The following is a 15,261-nucleotide window of genomic DNA, read 5'->3' on the forward strand; positions in this document are numbered from 1 at the left end:
CGGCGCTCATGCCTGCCCGATGACGTGCCGTTGACGGCCCAGTTTGTCGATCTCGGCCACGACGACGTCGCCCGGGCGCAGGTAACCGAAGCGGCCGCCGAGCGCCACCCCGGCCGGCGTACCGGTGTTGATCACGTCGCCGGGTTCGAGCACCATGAACTGGCTGAGGTACCAGACCACGTGCCGCACGCCGAAGATCATGTCCTTGGTGGTGCCGTTCTGGCGTTCCTCGCCGTTCACGCTCAGCCGCACGCCCAGGGCCTGCGGGTCGCCCACCTCGTCGGCGGTGACCAGCCACGGCCCGAGCGGGTTGAACGTCTCGCACGACTTGCCCTTGTCCCACTGGCCGCCGCGTTCGAGCTGGAACTCGCGCTCGGACACGTCGTCGGCGATCGCGTACCCGGCGATCACCTCGTCGGACTGCTCCGGGGAATCCAGGTAGCGGGCGGTCTTGCCGATGACCACCGCGAGCTCGGCCTCGTAGTCGGTTTTGCTGCTGCCGCGAGGAATCAGCACCTCGTCGTCCGGCCCGACCACCGTATTGCTGGCCTTCATGAAGATCACCGGTTCGGCCGGCGGCTCGGCGCCGGTCTCGGCGGCGTGGTCGCGGTAGTTCAGCCCGATGCAGACCACCTTGCCGGGCCGGGCGATCGGCGCGGCGACCCGCAGGCCGGACGCGTCCAGCTCGGGCAGCGTGCTCAGTGCGTCGCGCGCTCGCGCGAGGCCGTCGCCCGCGAGGAACGCGCCGTCGATGTCGGCCGTGATGGCCGAGAGGTCGCGATAACCTCCGGCGTCGTCGAGGACGGCCGGACGGAGGGATCCTTCGACACCCAGGCGCAGCAGTCGCATGCAGCACAGCGTGCCAGACATCTGACCTTTAAGAAAGACACCAGGGGGTGACCTCGCACTCGTGCGCGGTGAGGGGTCAGTCGTATGAGGTCTGCGTCGTGGTGGAGCCTCGCGCCGTTCGTGGTCGGGGCGTTCGCGATGGCCGCCGAGAGCTCGGTGCTGACCGGTGTGCTGCCCCTGCTGGCCGCCGACCTGCACGCCGATCCGAGCCACGTCGGGCAGGCGCTCGCGATCTACCCGCTCACCTACGTCTTCGGCGCGCCGCTGCTGGCCACGCTCGCGGGCGGGCACTCGCAGCGTGCCGCCTGCACGGCCGGCCTCGCCGTCTTCGCTGCGGGCAACCTCATCTCCGCGTCGGCCGGGTCGATCGCGGTGCTCGTCGTCGGGCGGCTGGTGGCCTCGCTCGGTGCCTGCCTGTACTCGCCCAACGCGGGCGCCCGCGCCACCACGCTTGGTCCGCGCCGGCGCGGGCGCGCGTTGTCGATCATCGCGTCCGGTTCGACCGCCGCCGCGCTGGTCGGCGGCCCGGCCGGCGTCGCCCTGGCCGGGCTGGCCGGCTGGCGGATGATCCTGGTGTTCATCGCGGGCAGCGCGGTCGTGATCGCGGTGGCTCACCAGTTCAGCCGGCTCACCGACGCCCCGGTCATCGGCCTCGGCTTCCGGGCCCGGGTGCGATTACTGGGTGACCGGCGCCTGCTCGCGATCCTCGCGCTCACCGTCGCGGTGGTCACCGCCGAGTTCGTCGTCTACACCTACATCTCGGTGATCGTCGGCGACGACCCCCGGGCGGTCGCCCTCGCCTTGGCTGTGTTCGGCATCGGCACGACGGCGGGCACGCTGCTGGGCGGTTTCCTCGTCGACCGGTTCGGCTGGCGGCGGATGCTCGTGACCAGCATGGCCGTGGTGGCAACGGCGTTGCTGTGCCTGGCTTTCGCGCACACGGAGGTCCTGGTCTGCGCGTGCCTGCTCGTCTGGGGCGTGTTCGGCTGGACGTTCACCCCCGCCCAGGTGAACCGCCTCTTCGCGACGTTCGAGGACACCGGCGCCCTGCTGATCACCCTCAACGGGTCGGCGGTCAACCTCGCCATCGCGACCGGCGGCCTGCTCGGCGGCGCGGTGCTCGACGCAGCGGGCACCAGCGCGCTCCCGGTCGTGGGCGCCGCGTTGGCGGCGGGTGCGCTGTTCATGTTTGCCGCGCGCCGGCCCGGGTAATTGCGCGCGCATCACCGAAACCTCCCGCACAACCCGTACGCCCGTCCAGTTCGTCGCCGCGGCGGTCGGGGCCGTCTTCCTGCTCGTCGGCATCGCCGGGTTCATCCCCGGCGTCACCACCCACTACGACGAGATGTCCTTCGCCGGCCACGACTCGATGGCCAAGCTGCTCGGGCTGTTCATGGTGTCGGTGCTGCACAACATCGTGCACCTGCTCTTCGGCGTCGCCGGTCTGGCGCTCGCCCGCACGAACGGCGGCGCCCGCGGCTTCCTGATCTGGGGCGGGGTGGTCTACCTCGCGCTCTGGCTCTACGGCGCGATCGTCCCGCAGGACAGCGCCGCCAACTTCGTGCCGGTCAACGGCGCGGACAACTGGCTGCACCTCGGGCTCGCGCTCGGCATGGTCGCGCTCGGGATCTTCGCGCCGTCCACCGAGCGCGGCGGTGCGACCGCCCGGATGTGAAGCGCTACAGGACCTTCCGGAAGACGACGCTCTGCCGTCGCATCCCCATGGTCTTCTCGTAGAACGCCATCGACGACGGGTTGTCGAGTTCGGTTTCCAGCGAGACGGCGACCGCGCCGTTGGCCCGCGCCCAGCCCATCGCCCGGTCCATCAGCGCCCGGCCGACGCCGTTGCGGCGCCACCGCTCGGCGACGGCCAGCACGTCCACGTGCATGGTGTGCCGGCCAAGATCGGCCAGCAGTTGGCGACCGGCATGGGGCACGGGCGGGTGCAACGTCGCCGCGAGGTGGCCCGCGACCTCGCCGCTCAAATCCGCGACCAGCAGCAGCTTCCCCTCACGCGGGCGGGCGATGAGCTGCTCGAACCACTCCTCGAGGCCGTCGCGGTCGGGCACGCGGAAGAACGCCCGGTCGATCTCGGTGAACAACCGCGCGGCGTCCAGCCACACCTGGGCCAGACCCGGACCGTCACCCGGCGCGGCGTCGCGAAGGATCACTGAGGCAGCCATGGATCACGAAGCTACGCCAGCGCCTGACCTAGCGTGTCCCACACTCGAGCAGGGTGTGTCCCACACTCACGTCGGGCGTGTCCCACACTCACGCACGATCGATGTGGAACACACCGTGCGTGGATGTGGGACACACCGGGTCGGAACGGGGGACACACCCGCGCTGAACGTGGGACACGCCCTACGCCCGGGCGTCAGCCGCCGAACGCGGCCAACCCGGCGGGCGTGCCCATGCCGGTCGGGCCGTCGTAGCCGGGACCGCTCGTGCACTGGTAGTCCCCGCCGCAGTCGGTGTAGCGCGCGTTGCTGCCCGCGGTCACGTCGTTCAGCCCGCTCACAGCCGTGTAGAGGCTCGACGCGTCGCCGAACCGCTCGGCGTGACCGGCCAGCGCGATCACGCCCGACAGGTACGGCGCCGACGCGCTGGTGCCGCCGATGACCGTCCAGCCGTAGCCGTCGTAGGAGTCGTAGACCGCGGGCCCGGTGTTCGGGTCGGCGACGGCGGCCACGTCCGCCACCATGCGGCCCGGGCAGTTCTCGTCGTGCTGCCAAGCCGGCTTGGCGAACCAGGCCGAGCAGCCGCTCGACGCGCGGTTCCACGCCGACTCCGTCCAGCCGCGGGCGTTGTCCGCCTTGGTCAGGCTGGTGCCGCCGACCCCGACCACGGAGTCGAGCACGGCCGGGAACGACGGGATGCCGTAGCCGGAGTCCCCCGACGACGCGACGATCGCGACCCCCGGGTGCTTGTAGGCGGCGGCGAACTTGTCGAGACCGTTGCTTTCGTCGATGCCGTAGCTGTTGGACACCACGTCCGCGCCCAGCGCGACGGCCGTGTTCTCCGCCTCGGCCGCGTTGGCCAGCCCCGGGTCGTCGGCCTCGACCAGCAGGATCGAGCACGACGGGCAGGCCGCGGAGGCCATGTCCAGGTCGAGCGAGATCTCCGGCCCCCAACCCCAGTCCTGCGGCAACGGGCTCGCGTCACCGCGTTGGTTGACCTTCTTGAAGCAGCCGTTCTCGGTGGTGCACGGCGGTAATCCGTAGGTCTGGCGGTACACGGCGAGGTCGGCTTCGGCGCTCGGGTCGTCGCCCATGTCGACGATCGCGATGGTCTGGTGCGCCGCGCCGGTCTCCGGCAGGTCGTACGCGTCGCGCAGGTCCGCCGGGCCATAGCCCTGGGGCGGCGCGGCCAGCGGGCGCACGCCGTGCGTGCCGTGCACGTCGCCGCGCACCTGCGCGTAGCACCGGACGTGGCCGGGCTGTGCGGCCCCGCAGACGGCGTGTGCGGTGCTCGGCTCGGGTGTGGCGGCCGCGGGCACGGCCATGGTTGCAAGGGTGACGAGGGCCGGGATGGCCGCGATCAGCCGGTTCATGAGCGGGCCCCGATCTGGTAGGCGTTGGCGATGGTCTGGGTGATGGCGCCACCGTCGGCGTCGGTCGCCGTCACCTGGAGCGCCGGCTTGGTGCCTGCCGGGGCGTTGTTCGGCCAGGTCGCGACGTAGTGCCCGGCCGCGCCGGCCACCGGGGCGGCCCGCCAGGTCTTGCCGCCGTCGAAGGAGACCGACACCTTGACCGAGGTGAACCGGGCCGTCGAGCCCGCGCCGTCGTAGCTCAGGTGTCCTGCCTCCAGGTGGAGCACCTGGACCGGCGAGGTGGTGGTGTTGTGCAGGTCCGTGCCGGGCAGGTCGTAGCGCAGCGTGGGCAGCGGCAGGATCCGGCAGGGCGTGCCGGCCGACTCGCCCTCGCAGCCGTCGTTGTCCGGCAGGGTCGCCGCCTTGGCGGGGTCGAACGGCACGGTCAGCTCGGTGTGCGTGGCCGTCGAGAGGGTGACACCGTCCACTCCGGACAGGTCGACGTCGAACGTCGAGTGGTAGACCGCGGGACCTTCGGGCACCGACGGGAGCACGACGCCGCTGATCCCGGTCTCGTCGGCGAGCGTGGTTCCGTTGCGCGACAACGTGAAGTGCGCGTTGTCGAGGCTCACCCACACGTCCCCGGAGTGCTGGCTGTCGCCGGTGCTGTGCAGGCCAAAGGTGAGCGTTCCGCCTGCGGCACAGGCGATGCAGGGCTGCGTGCCGGTGTGCGTGCCGGCACTCGGTGCGAGCGCGCCGTGGCCGTAGTCGACGGTGTACTCGCGGCCGCCGCGGAACGTGCTCAGCTCGCCGTCGTACCCCGCGACACCCGCGTAACCGGTGAGGATCCACCGGCCGCCGTGCGCGGTGCCGAGGTACTCGGTGGCCACCCCGGCGGGCGGGACCGGCCAGCCCAGCGCGTCGTGCCCGGCGTCGGCGACGTTGGAGTCGTCGATGACCGAGAGCTGCAGCATGTCCTGGTCGGTGTAGGCCGGGTCGGCGGCGAACCGGGCGTGCACGGTCGCGAGCTCCTCGGGCCGCACGACGAGGTGCTGGTCGGCGGCGATCCCGTTGTCGGAGTTGAACGCGACGTCGTAGCGGTAGGCCGGGTCGGAGGCGTTCGGGTCGGTGCCGGCGAAGCCGTGCCAGTCGGTCAACGTGTGCAGCGTGCCGACGGCGGGCTTGGCGCGGGGGGCGAGGTACATCGGCAGGCTGTCGTCGCCGATCACCCCGAACCCGAACGTCTCGGCCTTGCCCCGCGCGTCGCCGACGTGCATGTACACGTCGACCATGGCCTGGGTGGCAGGCTTCGGGGTGCTCACCGAGAGCTTCGCGGTGGCCGTGCGTGCGTCGACGGTGAGCTTCGAGAGCGGGGCGTCGGTGACCGTGGTGTCCACGGACATGATGTGCATGGCCAGCGGGCGGCCGTCGGCGGCGAGGTCGTCGATGTCACCGAGCGCCATGTAGTGACCCGCCGGGACCGCGACCTTGCCGATGCCGTCGACGACCGGCACGAAGGTCATGTCCTGCTTGGCGAGGTCGTCGGTGTTGAACAGGACCACCAGCGCGGAGGCGGGCGCGCCGGTCTTGTCGATCGCGTCGATCTCCAAGGTGTGCAAGGGATAACGCGGCTGCACGACCGGCGCCCGCACCACTCCGGTCAGGCCGACCGAACGCAGCCCGGCCGCGGCGTGGTCCGGTCCACCGCGGCGCAGCGCGTCGGTGAACGCGGCACCGGAGGTCAGGAACCCGGTCGCCGTGCTGCCGGTGACCGAGGTGACCGTGACGCCCGCGGGCGCGGTGGGCTGGGTGCCCGGCGCGAAGGTCAGCGAGACCGGCAGCTTCCCGTCGGTCTCGGCCGCGGCCAGCGCGTCGAGGTCGAACAGGGCCGGGTCGAGGCCGGCGCCGAGGTAGCGGGACAGCCCGCCCGGCACGACGTGGCGGTGCCCGTCGGGCGAGGTGAACCGGGCCATGGGTCCACCCGGCCCGCTGCCGGGTGTGGGGTAGTAGCTGTCCGGGGTGACCGTGAACCGGTCGCCGGTCGGCAGCGTGACCGTGTGCGCCGTGCTCGGCGCTTTCCGGGCCGGCGCGGCGCCCGCGGGACCGCTGAGGGCCACCACCACGCCTGTTGCCAGTGCCCCCGCCGTCAGCAGTGCGGCCGTCAGCGGTAGATGTCGTGTCACCGGAGCGTCTCCCTACACGAAGCAGTGCCGGCGCCTCCTCCTCGGCGCCGATCACCTACTCAATGCAGTTGCCGCTCCACCGGCTGCACGCGCGTGACGACGGTCACATCCGCGCGGCCGGGGTGACTTCCTGGAGAGTGCTCGCCTCCGGCAGGTGCTGCTTCGCCGCGTAGTGCGACGTGGTGACCGACCCGATCACGGCGCAGCAGAAGCCGATCACCGCGATCACCGCGAACCCGGACCGCACCCGGTCGTCGAGGTAGGCGACGCCGATCAACGACGACAGCGCGGTGCTGGTGGTGAACATGATGGCCGTGACCGCCGTGGCCCCGGACCGCTGCAACGACATCGCGAAGAGGACCGCGGCGGCGGCGCCATTGGTCGCGAGCGCCCACACGGCCGGGTCGAACGCGATCTTCCAGAACGGATCGGGCACCACCAGCGTGCGCGCGGCGACGCCGACGACGCAGAACCCGAGCCCCGCGCCGAACGCGAGCAGCTGGGCGGTCCACCGCCCGCCCTTGCGCCGGGCGAAGTACGCGATCCCGGCGATCGGGATCGGCATCAGCAACAGCAGGAACCGCCACCCGACCGGCAATGCCTTGCCCGGGCCGATGTCCGCGGAGACCCCGAGCATGGCGAGCCCGACCGCGCCGAGCACCAGGGCGCTCCAGCCCCGCCCGGCCAGGCGAGCGCCGAGGATCGCCGAGAGGATGGCGGTGATCCCGACGGAGAACGCGAGCAACGCCTGCACCAGGAACAACGGCAGCCGCTGCAACGCGACCGCCGCCAGCCCGAAGCCGACCAGGTCGATGCCGAGGCCGAGGAAGTAGAGCGGCTGGCGAAACACCCGGGTGAGGTCCGCCGACCTGCCACCGTAGGCACCCGCCCGGCGCACCCCGAGCGACTCGAGCACCGAGCCGCTGCCGGAGCACACCGTGGCCACGACGGCCAGCAGAAGTCCCAGGATCACTTATCGAGTATGTCAACCGCTGATCGCGTGGTGTCGCGGTATCCACTTTTCCACCATCTGACCTGATTTTGTCCGCAATCGCGGTCCTTGGTGATGTTCGATGTGAGGGGAGGCGGACCATGGCCGAAACCTTCGGGGCGCGACTGCGAGCGAGCCGGATCGCGGCGGGGGTCTCACTCGGTGAGCTCGCCAAGCGGATCACGTACAGCAAGAGCTACCTCAGCAAGATCGAGAACAACCTGAAGCCGCCCACCCACGACGTGGCCAGGCGCTGCGACGCCGAATTGGGCACCGGCGGGGCGCTGGTCGCGCTGGTGCCGGCCGCGTCCGCCCCGGCCGAGGCGGCGGGCGGGGACGACGGTGAGGTGTGGCTGCTCGCCCTCGACGACGGCGAGCTGCGGTTCCAGCCCCTGAGCCGGCGCCAGGTGCTGGCCGGCGCGGGCGGCGTGCTCGGCTTCGCGATCACCCGCGGCGTGCTCGTTGAACCGGACGACCCCACGGTCACCACCCTGCGGACGTTGTTCGACCAGCACCGCAACCTCGGCGCCCTGTCCAGTCCGGCCGTGGTGCTGGGACCGCTGGTCGCGCAGATCAACACCATCCGGACCCTGGCGGTCGACTGCCCCGGGCCAGGCCGGTCGCGGTTGCTGCGGCTGGCCTCGCGGGCGATGGAGTACGCGGGCTGGATGCACCAGGAGGCGGGCGACGAGAAGGGGGCCCGCTGGTGGACCGACCGCGCCGTCGAGCACGCGGAGCTGGGCGGGGATCCCTACCTGGCCAGCTACGCGAACCTGCGGCGGGCCGAGCTGGCGCTGTACCGCGGGGACGGCCTGGGCACGGTGGCGCTGGCGATGCAGGCCCAGGCCGACCCACGAGCCGGCGCGCGCATCCTCGGGATCGCCGCGCGGGGCGAGGCGCAGGGGCACGCGCTGGCCGGAGACGAGGCGGCGCACCGGCGCGCCTTGGACCGGGCAACGGAGCTGCTGGCCCGGCACGAGGCCGCCGAGGGTCCGTTGCTCGGCTCGACGACCGTCACCGACCAGATCGCGCTGGCCCGCGGCTGGTCGCTGTTCGACCTGGGGCGGCCGGGCGAGGCGGCGGCTCTGTTGGACGAGTCGGTGCCCACGATCGCGCCGCGGGCCCGCCGGGCCCGAGCCCGCTTCGGTGCGCGACGGGTGCTGGCGCACGCGGCGAACGGGGAGGTCGAGCACGCCTGTGTCCTGGCCCGCGACGTGCTCGCCGATGCCGCGCACGTGGACTCGGCCACCGTGCGGGCCGACCTGCAGCACCTGGCTCGGGAACTGGCCCGCTGGCGCAGCCACGGCGCGGTGCGGGAGCTGGAGCCCGACCTGCGTGCGGCCCTGCACGTGCGCCAACCCCGATGAACTGCACCTGCGGAGCGACAAAACCGGGGCTGACCTGCGGATCCGTGAACTCGGTCCGCAACATCCCGGTCGCCTCTTGAGCTGAGACCCGCCCCCACCTATCCCGGGAGGCGCGCCGAGGCCAGTCTCTCGGTGGGGCGGGGTCGAGGACCGGCGTCGAGCGGATCTGTGGACAACCCGCGGTCTGTGGAAAACCTCGTCGCGTCGAGATGGCGGTGGGGTCGGTAAGAATGGGCCGGTGCACATCGCGGCTGAGGTTGTGGCGCTGGTCGTCATCGTCCTTGTGGTCAGTTGGCTGTCGCAGCGACTGGACTGGAGCGCGCCCCTCTGCCTGATCGTGGTCGGGGTCGGGGCGTCCTACGTGCCGGGCTTCCCCGAGTACCGCCTCTCCCCCGAGCTGGTGCTGGTCGGGCTGCTGCCACCGCTGCTCTACGGCGCGGCGATCCAGACGTCGCTGCTGGACTTCCGCAAGATGCGCGGGCCGATCGCCACATTGTCCGTCGGGCTGGTCGTGTTCACGGCGTTCGCGGTCGGGCTGGTCGCGTGGGCCGTGGTGCCAGGGCTGCCGCTGGCCGCCGGCATCGCCCTCGGCGCGGTGGTCGCGCCCCCGGACGCGGTCGCGGCCAGCGCCGTTGCCCACCGCGTGGGGATGCCGCGCAAGCTGATCCGCCTCCTCGAAGGGGAAAGCCTGTTCAACGACGCGGCCGCCCTGGTCGCGTTGCGCACGGCCGTTGCCGCCATCGCCGGCTCCGTCACGTTCGTGCAGGTCAGCGCGGACTTCGCGGTGGCGCTGCTGGGCGGTGCGGCGGTCGGCGCGGTGATCGGGTTCGCCGTCTCCTGGGTGCGGGCGAAGCTGACCGATCCGCTGATCGACACCGCCATCTCGTTCGTGGTGCCGTTCGTGGCCTACCTGCTCGCCGAGGAGCTGCACGGCTCCGGCGTGCTCGCGGTGGTCGCCGCGGGCATCATCATCGGGCACAAGTCGCCGAGCATCCTGTCCGGTTCGGCGCGCCTGTCCAGCAGGCACAACTGGCAGACCATCCAGTTCCTGCTGGAGAACATGGTCTTCCTGCTGATCGGCCTGCAGCTGCGGCAGATCATCCTCGAAGCGGGCCGCGACGGGTTGTCGCTGTGGCAGCTCATCGGCATCTGCGTGGCCGTGCTCGCCGCGACGATCTTCAGCCGGGTCGTGTGGATGGTGGGCATCGGCCTGTTCAAGCGGGCCACCAAGGGGCTCACCAAACGCAAGCACGTCTGGCCGTGGCGCTACTCGGCCGTGATCGCGTGGGCCGGGATGCGTGGCGTGGTCACGCTGGCCGCGGCGTTCGTGCTGCCGGCGGACACGCCGCGGCGCGCGGTGCTGGTGCTCTGCGCGTTCGTCGTGGTGGCGGGCACGCTGGCCGTGCAGGGCATGACGTTGCCCGGCCTGATCCGCAAGCTGCGGCTGCCCGCGCCCGACCCGGCCGTCGACGCCCTGCAGGAGGCGGCGGTGCTCAACGACATGAGCCACGTCGCGTTGAAGAAGCTCGAGGAGCTGCGCACGCCCGCCGACCCGCCGGAGGTGATCGAGCGGCTGCGTGACCGGCTGCGTGACCGGACCGACTCCGCCTGGGAGCAGCTCGGCCGCCAGAGCACGCTCGCCGAGACCCCGAGCGACGCGTACCGGCGCCTGCGCCTGGAGTTGCTCCACGCCGAGCGCGCGGAATGCCTCAAGGCCCGCGACAACGGCACCGCCGACGACGTCGTGCTGCGCCGGGTGCTGGAGCGGCTGGACATCGAGGAGTCGATGCTCGACCGCGAGGACGAGACCCCGGTCGAGTCCGACCGCGAGCTGCGCACGCCGGTGACGACGGCCGGGTCGTGCAAGCACCTCGACAAGCAGTGGCCCGAGATCCAGCCGAGCGCACAGGACGTCTGCCAGGCGTGCCTCGACGAGGGCACGACGTGGGTGCACCTGCGGATGTGTCTGAAATGCGGCCAGGTGGCGTGTTGCGATTCATCGCCGCGCAAGCACTCCACGCAGCACTTCCACGACACCCGGCACCCGGTCATGCGCAGTTTCGAGCCCGGCGAGACGTGGCGCTGGTGCTACGTCGACCGGCAGCTGGGTTGACGGCTCGGCACGACGAGCACGGGACCCGCTCGCCGTCGGTCGCTCGATGCCCGGTCCCGCTTGGGAAGCACGGTGATCACCAGATTCTCGACCGTCCACAATGTACTGAAGACCACCGGGGGTCGCCGTCGCCGCCGTGAGGCGGCAAACCCGGCGGGTACGAGCCGCGCTGTCCTGAATGGCGCCGCATCGGCCTGGACCAGGTAAGGTTTAGCCAACATCAGATGCCGGACGAGTTGAGCAGACAGCTGGTCACGGTCGCGGTGCCCCGTGGGCATGGGCGCAGACGCGTGAGTGAACAGGTGATCGATTTGTCGGAGACATTGCTGACCGTGCAGCGCGAGTCACGTGACGACGCGCTGGTGCTGCGTTTCGAGGGCCAGGTCGACATCCTCAGCGCGCCCAAGATGCGCACCGAGCTCGATGCCGCCATCACCGAGGCGGACGAGACGCTGGTCGCCGACCTGACCGGACTGACCTTCCTCGGCAGCGTCGGCATCGCCGAGTTGATGCGCGTGCAACAGCAATCGGATGCGGGCAACATCCACTTCGTCGTGGTCGCACCCCAGTTCATCCGGCGCTTGCTGGACCTCACCGGCGTGTCCAGCACCCTGGACGTCCGCGCCACCGAGGGCGACGTGCGCGCCTGACCACGCGGGCTCAGGCGCCCGGCGGCAGCACCAGAACCGTGTCGCCGACGGGGCGCTCGCCCGTCGCGTCCGATGGGGACGTGACCAGTTTTCCGTCCACGGCCATGGCCGTCGAGCCGCCGCCGTCGAGGTTCATGGCGTCGACCGCGCCCAGCGAGCGCATGAACGCCGCGGCCTCGGTGATCGAGAAGCCTTCGCTGAACCCGGCCTGCCGCCCGTCGACCGTCACCAGGAGCAACCGGCCGTACGCGTCGATGCCGGCCATCGTGCGCGGGTTGCGCTTGACCGCCCACCCGTAGATCCACGCCGGGTCGTCCGGGTGGACCAGACCATCGGCCGCGGCGTTGATCCACACGCGGCCGTCGCGGACCAGCCACGGGCCCCCGCCGACCACCGAGTCGGAGCGGTCGAAGTGCACCGGGCGGGCCCGGTCGTCGGTGACCCGCTCGGCCACCGCCAGGCGGGTGCCGGGCCGCGCGTGGGCGTTGAGCCAGGCCGCGCCATCGCCGATGCCTTGCAGGACCGAACCACCGGCAGGCACCGCACCGCCGCGCGGCCGCACCGCGGTCACCCGGTCGTGGCCGTCGAGCACCGCCTCCACGCCAGGACCATCCGGTGCGGGGCCACCCAGCGCGGGCGTGATCAGGACCAGCTCGTTCGGGTTGGTGCACGTCGTGTCGTGGCGGGGCTTGTCGGTGGGCTGGTCGCCGGGCTCGCCGCAGTCGCGGATCAGGCCGGGCTTGCGGTTGATGCCGTTGACCACGCGCTTGGCCGCGCCCGCGCGCACGGTGACCTGCGTGGTCAGCCCTTCGATCGCCGGGTGCTCGCCCAGCACCAGGTCGACCCGCCCGTTCGTCGCCTCGCGGTCCAGTTCGCCCTGGTAGACCCCGATGCCCGCGGGCGTGCCCGGGATGCCGTCGGCCGGGGAGATCACGAAGAACCCGCCGTTCACGCCAACCAGCGCGCCCGCCGCGGCCGACTGCGCCGACGTCGTGCGCCGGCCGGACACCGTGTCGCCGTGTGAAGCCACGACACCGCCCCGATAGCCGGGATCCACGACCGCGACGCGAATCCGCCACGGGCCGGGGATCGCGGTCCCGTCGAAGCCGGTCCAATCCGCGTGGGCCTTCAACCCCACGGCCACCAAAGCGTCCACAGTGGACTGAGCCGCGGCCTGTTCCGGGTAGCTGCCGACCCGCACCCGCCAGCCGAGCGTGCCGTGCGGGGTGTCGGCGTAGTCCGGCCACGGCACCGACTCGACCTGCGGGTCGAACCCGGCCGCACGCACCCGCTCGGCCAGCGCCGTGGCGCCGTCGGCCGAACCGAGGTCGGCCACGGGCGCGTCCGGATCGGGGTTCGGTCCCGTGTCGTGCGGCACCTGCACGGTGACCGTCCAGTGCTGCGCGGGCGAGGTCGTGCCGACCACGCCGGAGTAGAGCCGCAGGCCAGGCGCCAGTTCCTGGACGTCCCACCCGGCCAGCGCCGCGGGTGTGCCCGAGGCCGGCGCCGCCGGAGCGACCGCCGTCGAACCCACCAGCAACGTACCGGCCAGCACGGCCGAGCCCAGCAAACCGCCCACTCGCGTGCGCATCGCACCTCCACGGTTTCACGGAACGCGCGCCGATTATGTGGGAACTTCACGACCGAGGGAAGACCGGGCCGCGATCCTGCACGCTCGCGCAGACCCGTCGGCACCCGGTTCCGCCCCGCCGAAACCACCCGCACAGTGCAACAAGTCCGTTTCACGACAAGGAGATGCACGCATGCGTTCCGCGGGGAGAACATCAGGCATCCTGGCCGTGCTGGCGCTGGCGGCGTCCGCGCTGAGCCTCACACCGGCCGTGGCCACCGCCGACGACGGCTGGACCACCGTCTTCGAGGACACCTTCGACGGCCCGGCCGGCACCGGTCTGGACCAGGCGAACTGGCTCTACGACACCGGAACCGGCTACCCGGGCGGCGCCGGAAACTGGGGCACCGGCGAGATCGAGTCGGCGACCACCTCGACCGAGAACGTCTACCACGACGGCGCCGGTCACCTGGTGATCAAGCCGTTGCGCGACGCGGGCGGCCAATGGACCTCCGGCCGGATCGAGACCCAGCGCACGGACTTCGGCGCGCCCGCGGGCGGGCAGATGGAGATGAGCGCGACGCTCATGCAGCCCAACCCGGATCACGGCCTGGGCTACTGGCCGGCGTTCTGGGCCATGGGCGCGGACGCCCGGCCGGTCGGCGCGACCAACTGGCCGAGCATCGGTGAGCTCGACATCATGGAGGACGTCAACGCGCTGAGCCAGCATTCCACCACGTTCCACTGTGGACAGTGGGCGGGCGAGTGCCACGACCCGGACGGGATTTCCAGCGGTCTGCAGGGCTGCGGCGGCTGCCAGACCGGCTACCACACGTATTCGGTGGTCGTGGACCGGCGCACCGCCGGTGCCGAGGAGTTGCGCTTCTACCTCGACGGCACGCAGACGTACTCGGTGCCGCAGAACGCCGTGTCCGCGGGCACCTGGGCCGCCGCGGTCGACCACGGCTTCTTCGCCATCTTCGACGTGGCGATCGGCGGTTCCTACCCGAACAAGGTGTGCGGCTGCACGTCACCGTCGGCCGACATCACGCCGGGCTTCGGCATGAGCATCGACACCTTCACGGTGCGGGTCAGCCCATGACCCCGTGCGGGGGCGGAGTGCTCTCCGCCCCCGCACGCAGCCGGGCGTGCTTGGCCAGCACCCGCTGCGAACGGAACATCCGGAATGCCGCGTTGCCCAGGCTCAACCCCGCCATCACGACGACCAACATCCAGAACACCCAGTGGTGCCACTCCTCGTGCTCGGCGAGCTCCCAGGTCTCCTTCACCGCGATCAGCGACGCGCCGGCCGCCACGTACAACCAGCCGGTGGCCTTGTTGACGAAGGAGATGAACTGCTCCACCACCTCCGGCCCGAGCTGCGCCATGACGGCCCGGCGGAACTGGCTCGATCGCTTGCGGCGCAGGTAATAGGCCACCGGCGGCAGCAGCCACCACCACGGCGAGACCGGCGGGTACCGCGGCACGACGGCCTTGCTCGCCGCCTCGAACTCGTCGCGGGCGACGTCCTCGTCGTGCAGTTCGACCACGGCCTGGAACATCGGGCCGGCCACCAGCAGCCACGCCCCGAAGAAGCCGCACCACGCGATCAACGCCGTCATGCGCGGGGACGCTACCAGCGCTTTCAGCCCGGAATCGGGATCAACCGGTAGCCCGCCGCCGAGGTGTTCGGCACGTCGGAGTTGACGTTCCCCAGCAGCGTCCTGCACGAGCTGTCGGCGTAGAGCTGCAACGCGTACGAGTCGCCGAAGCCGCGGGCCGCCGAGTGGGCGACCGGGAACCCGAGCGACGACACCGCGTGGCAGCCGAGCCCGGAGGCCACCACCGCGCTGGTGCCGGTGTAGTTGGTGCCCGAGAACAGGCAGTAGGCGCCGCTCTGGCAGTGCTCGCCCGCCGCGCCGGCCGGCATCGCCGACGCCAGCCCGGCGCCCAGCACCACGGCCGCCAGCGTGACCACGTGTCGGATCATCACCACTCCCCCATCG

Annotated in this window: 14 protein-coding genes; 6 read left to right on the forward strand and 8 right to left on the reverse strand. The window is 71.7% G+C overall.

From position 1 onward, the window contains the following. Nucleotides 1-6 precede the first annotated feature (6 nt). Nucleotides 7-849 carry a fumarylacetoacetate hydrolase family protein gene (locus tag EV186_RS28150; protein WP_133852464.1) on the reverse strand — a complete coding sequence of 281 codons (843 nt, stop codon included), beginning with the start codon at nt 847-849 and terminating at the stop codon, nt 7-9. Nucleotides 850-933: 84 nt separating this feature from the next. Between EV186_RS28150 and EV186_RS28155 the strand changes: the two genes are divergently transcribed. Further along, on the forward strand, nt 934-2,061 hold the full coding sequence (locus tag EV186_RS28155) for an MFS transporter (RefSeq protein ID WP_133852465.1): 1,128 nt from the start codon (nt 934-936) through the stop codon (nt 2,059-2,061). Continuing rightward, nucleotides 2,039-2,524, forward strand: a complete 486-nt coding sequence (locus EV186_RS28160; protein ID WP_424983521.1) for a DUF4383 domain-containing protein — start codon at nt 2,039-2,041, stop codon at nt 2,522-2,524. The genes EV186_RS28155 and EV186_RS28160 overlap by 23 nt, the downstream gene beginning before the upstream one ends. Nucleotides 2,525-2,528: 4 nt before the next feature. On the opposite strand, the gene EV186_RS28165 is transcribed toward EV186_RS28160, so the two are convergent. The 4 genes from EV186_RS28165 to EV186_RS28180 all read right to left on the reverse strand — a co-directional run bounded on the left by EV186_RS28165 (nt 2,529) and on the right by EV186_RS28180 (nt 7,537). Next, entirely contained in the window at nt 2,529-3,032 is a 504-nt protein-coding gene (locus EV186_RS28165; protein WP_133852466.1) for a GNAT family N-acetyltransferase, read from the reverse strand. Between the two features lie 194 nt (nt 3,033-3,226). Then, nucleotides 3,227-4,402: a S53 family peptidase gene (locus EV186_RS28170; RefSeq protein WP_133852467.1), complete on the reverse strand. Its 1,176-nt coding sequence runs from the start codon at nt 4,400-4,402 to the stop codon at nt 3,227-3,229. Continuing rightward, a complete protein-coding gene (locus tag EV186_RS28175) occupies nt 4,399-6,564 on the reverse strand; it encodes a hypothetical protein (RefSeq protein WP_133852468.1) in 2,166 nt (721 codons plus the stop codon). The genes EV186_RS28170 and EV186_RS28175 overlap by 4 nt, the downstream gene beginning before the upstream one ends. 103 nt (nt 6,565-6,667) lie before the next feature. Further along, nucleotides 6,668-7,537, reverse strand: coding sequence for a hypothetical protein (locus EV186_RS28180; RefSeq protein WP_133852469.1), 870 nt, complete (start codon nt 7,535-7,537; stop codon nt 6,668-6,670). A gap of 119 nt (nt 7,538-7,656) precedes the next feature. On the opposite strand from EV186_RS28180, the gene EV186_RS28185 reads away from it, so the two are divergent. The 3 genes from EV186_RS28185 (at nt 7,657) to EV186_RS28195 (ending at nt 11,685) form a co-directional block, all read left to right on the forward strand. Beyond that, entirely contained in the window at nt 7,657-8,922 is a 1,266-nt protein-coding gene (locus EV186_RS28185) for a helix-turn-helix domain-containing protein (RefSeq protein ID WP_133852470.1), read from the forward strand. Between the two features lie 238 nt (nt 8,923-9,160). Then, nucleotides 9,161-11,035 (forward strand): Na+/H+ antiporter, encoded by a 1,875-nt coding sequence (locus EV186_RS28190; RefSeq protein ID WP_166659374.1) that lies wholly within the window; start codon nt 9,161-9,163, stop codon nt 11,033-11,035. Nucleotides 11,036-11,325: 290 nt separating this feature from the next. Further along, entirely contained in the window at nt 11,326-11,685 is a 360-nt protein-coding gene (locus EV186_RS28195) for an STAS domain-containing protein (protein WP_166659375.1), read from the forward strand. A gap of 10 nt (nt 11,686-11,695) precedes the next feature. Here the strand turns inward: EV186_RS28195 and EV186_RS28200 are convergent, their stop codons facing one another. Then, entirely contained in the window at nt 11,696-13,276 is a 1,581-nt protein-coding gene (locus EV186_RS28200) for a phosphodiester glycosidase family protein (RefSeq protein WP_133852472.1), read from the reverse strand. Between the two features lie 172 nt (nt 13,277-13,448). Between EV186_RS28200 and EV186_RS28205 the strand changes: the two genes are divergently transcribed. Further along, nucleotides 13,449-14,357 (forward strand): LamG domain-containing protein, encoded by a 909-nt coding sequence (locus EV186_RS28205; RefSeq protein ID WP_133852473.1) that lies wholly within the window; start codon nt 13,449-13,451, stop codon nt 14,355-14,357. Here EV186_RS28205 and EV186_RS28210 read toward each other — a convergent pair. Further along, entirely contained in the window at nt 14,347-14,877 is a 531-nt protein-coding gene (locus EV186_RS28210) for a hypothetical protein (protein WP_133852474.1), read from the reverse strand. The genes EV186_RS28205 and EV186_RS28210 overlap by 11 nt on opposite strands. A gap of 23 nt (nt 14,878-14,900) precedes the next feature. Then, on the reverse strand, nt 14,901-15,245 hold the full coding sequence (locus EV186_RS28215) for a peptidase inhibitor family I36 protein (protein ID WP_133852475.1): 345 nt from the start codon (nt 15,243-15,245) through the stop codon (nt 14,901-14,903). Nucleotides 15,246-15,261: the final 16 nt, after the last annotated feature.

Source organism: Labedaea rhizosphaerae (assembly GCF_004362825.1).
Taxonomy (GTDB): domain Bacteria; phylum Actinomycetota; class Actinomycetes; order Mycobacteriales; family Pseudonocardiaceae; genus Labedaea; species Labedaea rhizosphaerae.

Bases quoted from the DNA above. Each gene is read 5' to 3' on its own strand.
- EV186_RS28150 (WP_133852464.1), bottom strand. From the start codon at position 849: ATGCGACTGCTGCGCCTGGGTGTCGAAGGATCCCTCCGTCCGGCCGTC.
- EV186_RS28155 (WP_133852465.1), top strand. From the start codon at position 934: ATGAGGTCTGCGTCGTGGTGGAGCCTCGCGCCGTTCGTGGTCGGGGCG.
- EV186_RS28165 (WP_133852466.1), bottom strand. From the start codon at position 3,032: ATGGCTGCCTCAGTGATCCTTCGCGACGCCGCGCCGGGTGACGGTCCG.
- EV186_RS28170 (WP_133852467.1), bottom strand. From the start codon at position 4,402: ATGAACCGGCTGATCGCGGCCATCCCGGCCCTCGTCACCCTTGCAACC.
- EV186_RS28185 (WP_133852470.1), top strand. From the start codon at position 7,657: ATGGCCGAAACCTTCGGGGCGCGACTGCGAGCGAGCCGGATCGCGGCG.
- EV186_RS28200 (WP_133852472.1), bottom strand. From the start codon at position 13,276: ATGCGCACGCGAGTGGGCGGTTTGCTGGGCTCGGCCGTGCTGGCCGGT.
- EV186_RS28205 (WP_133852473.1), top strand. From the start codon at position 13,449: ATGCGTTCCGCGGGGAGAACATCAGGCATCCTGGCCGTGCTGGCGCTG.
- EV186_RS28210 (WP_133852474.1), bottom strand. From the start codon at position 14,877: ATGACGGCGTTGATCGCGTGGTGCGGCTTCTTCGGGGCGTGGCTGCTG.
- EV186_RS28215 (WP_133852475.1), bottom strand. From the start codon at position 15,245: ATGATCCGACACGTGGTCACGCTGGCGGCCGTGGTGCTGGGCGCCGGG.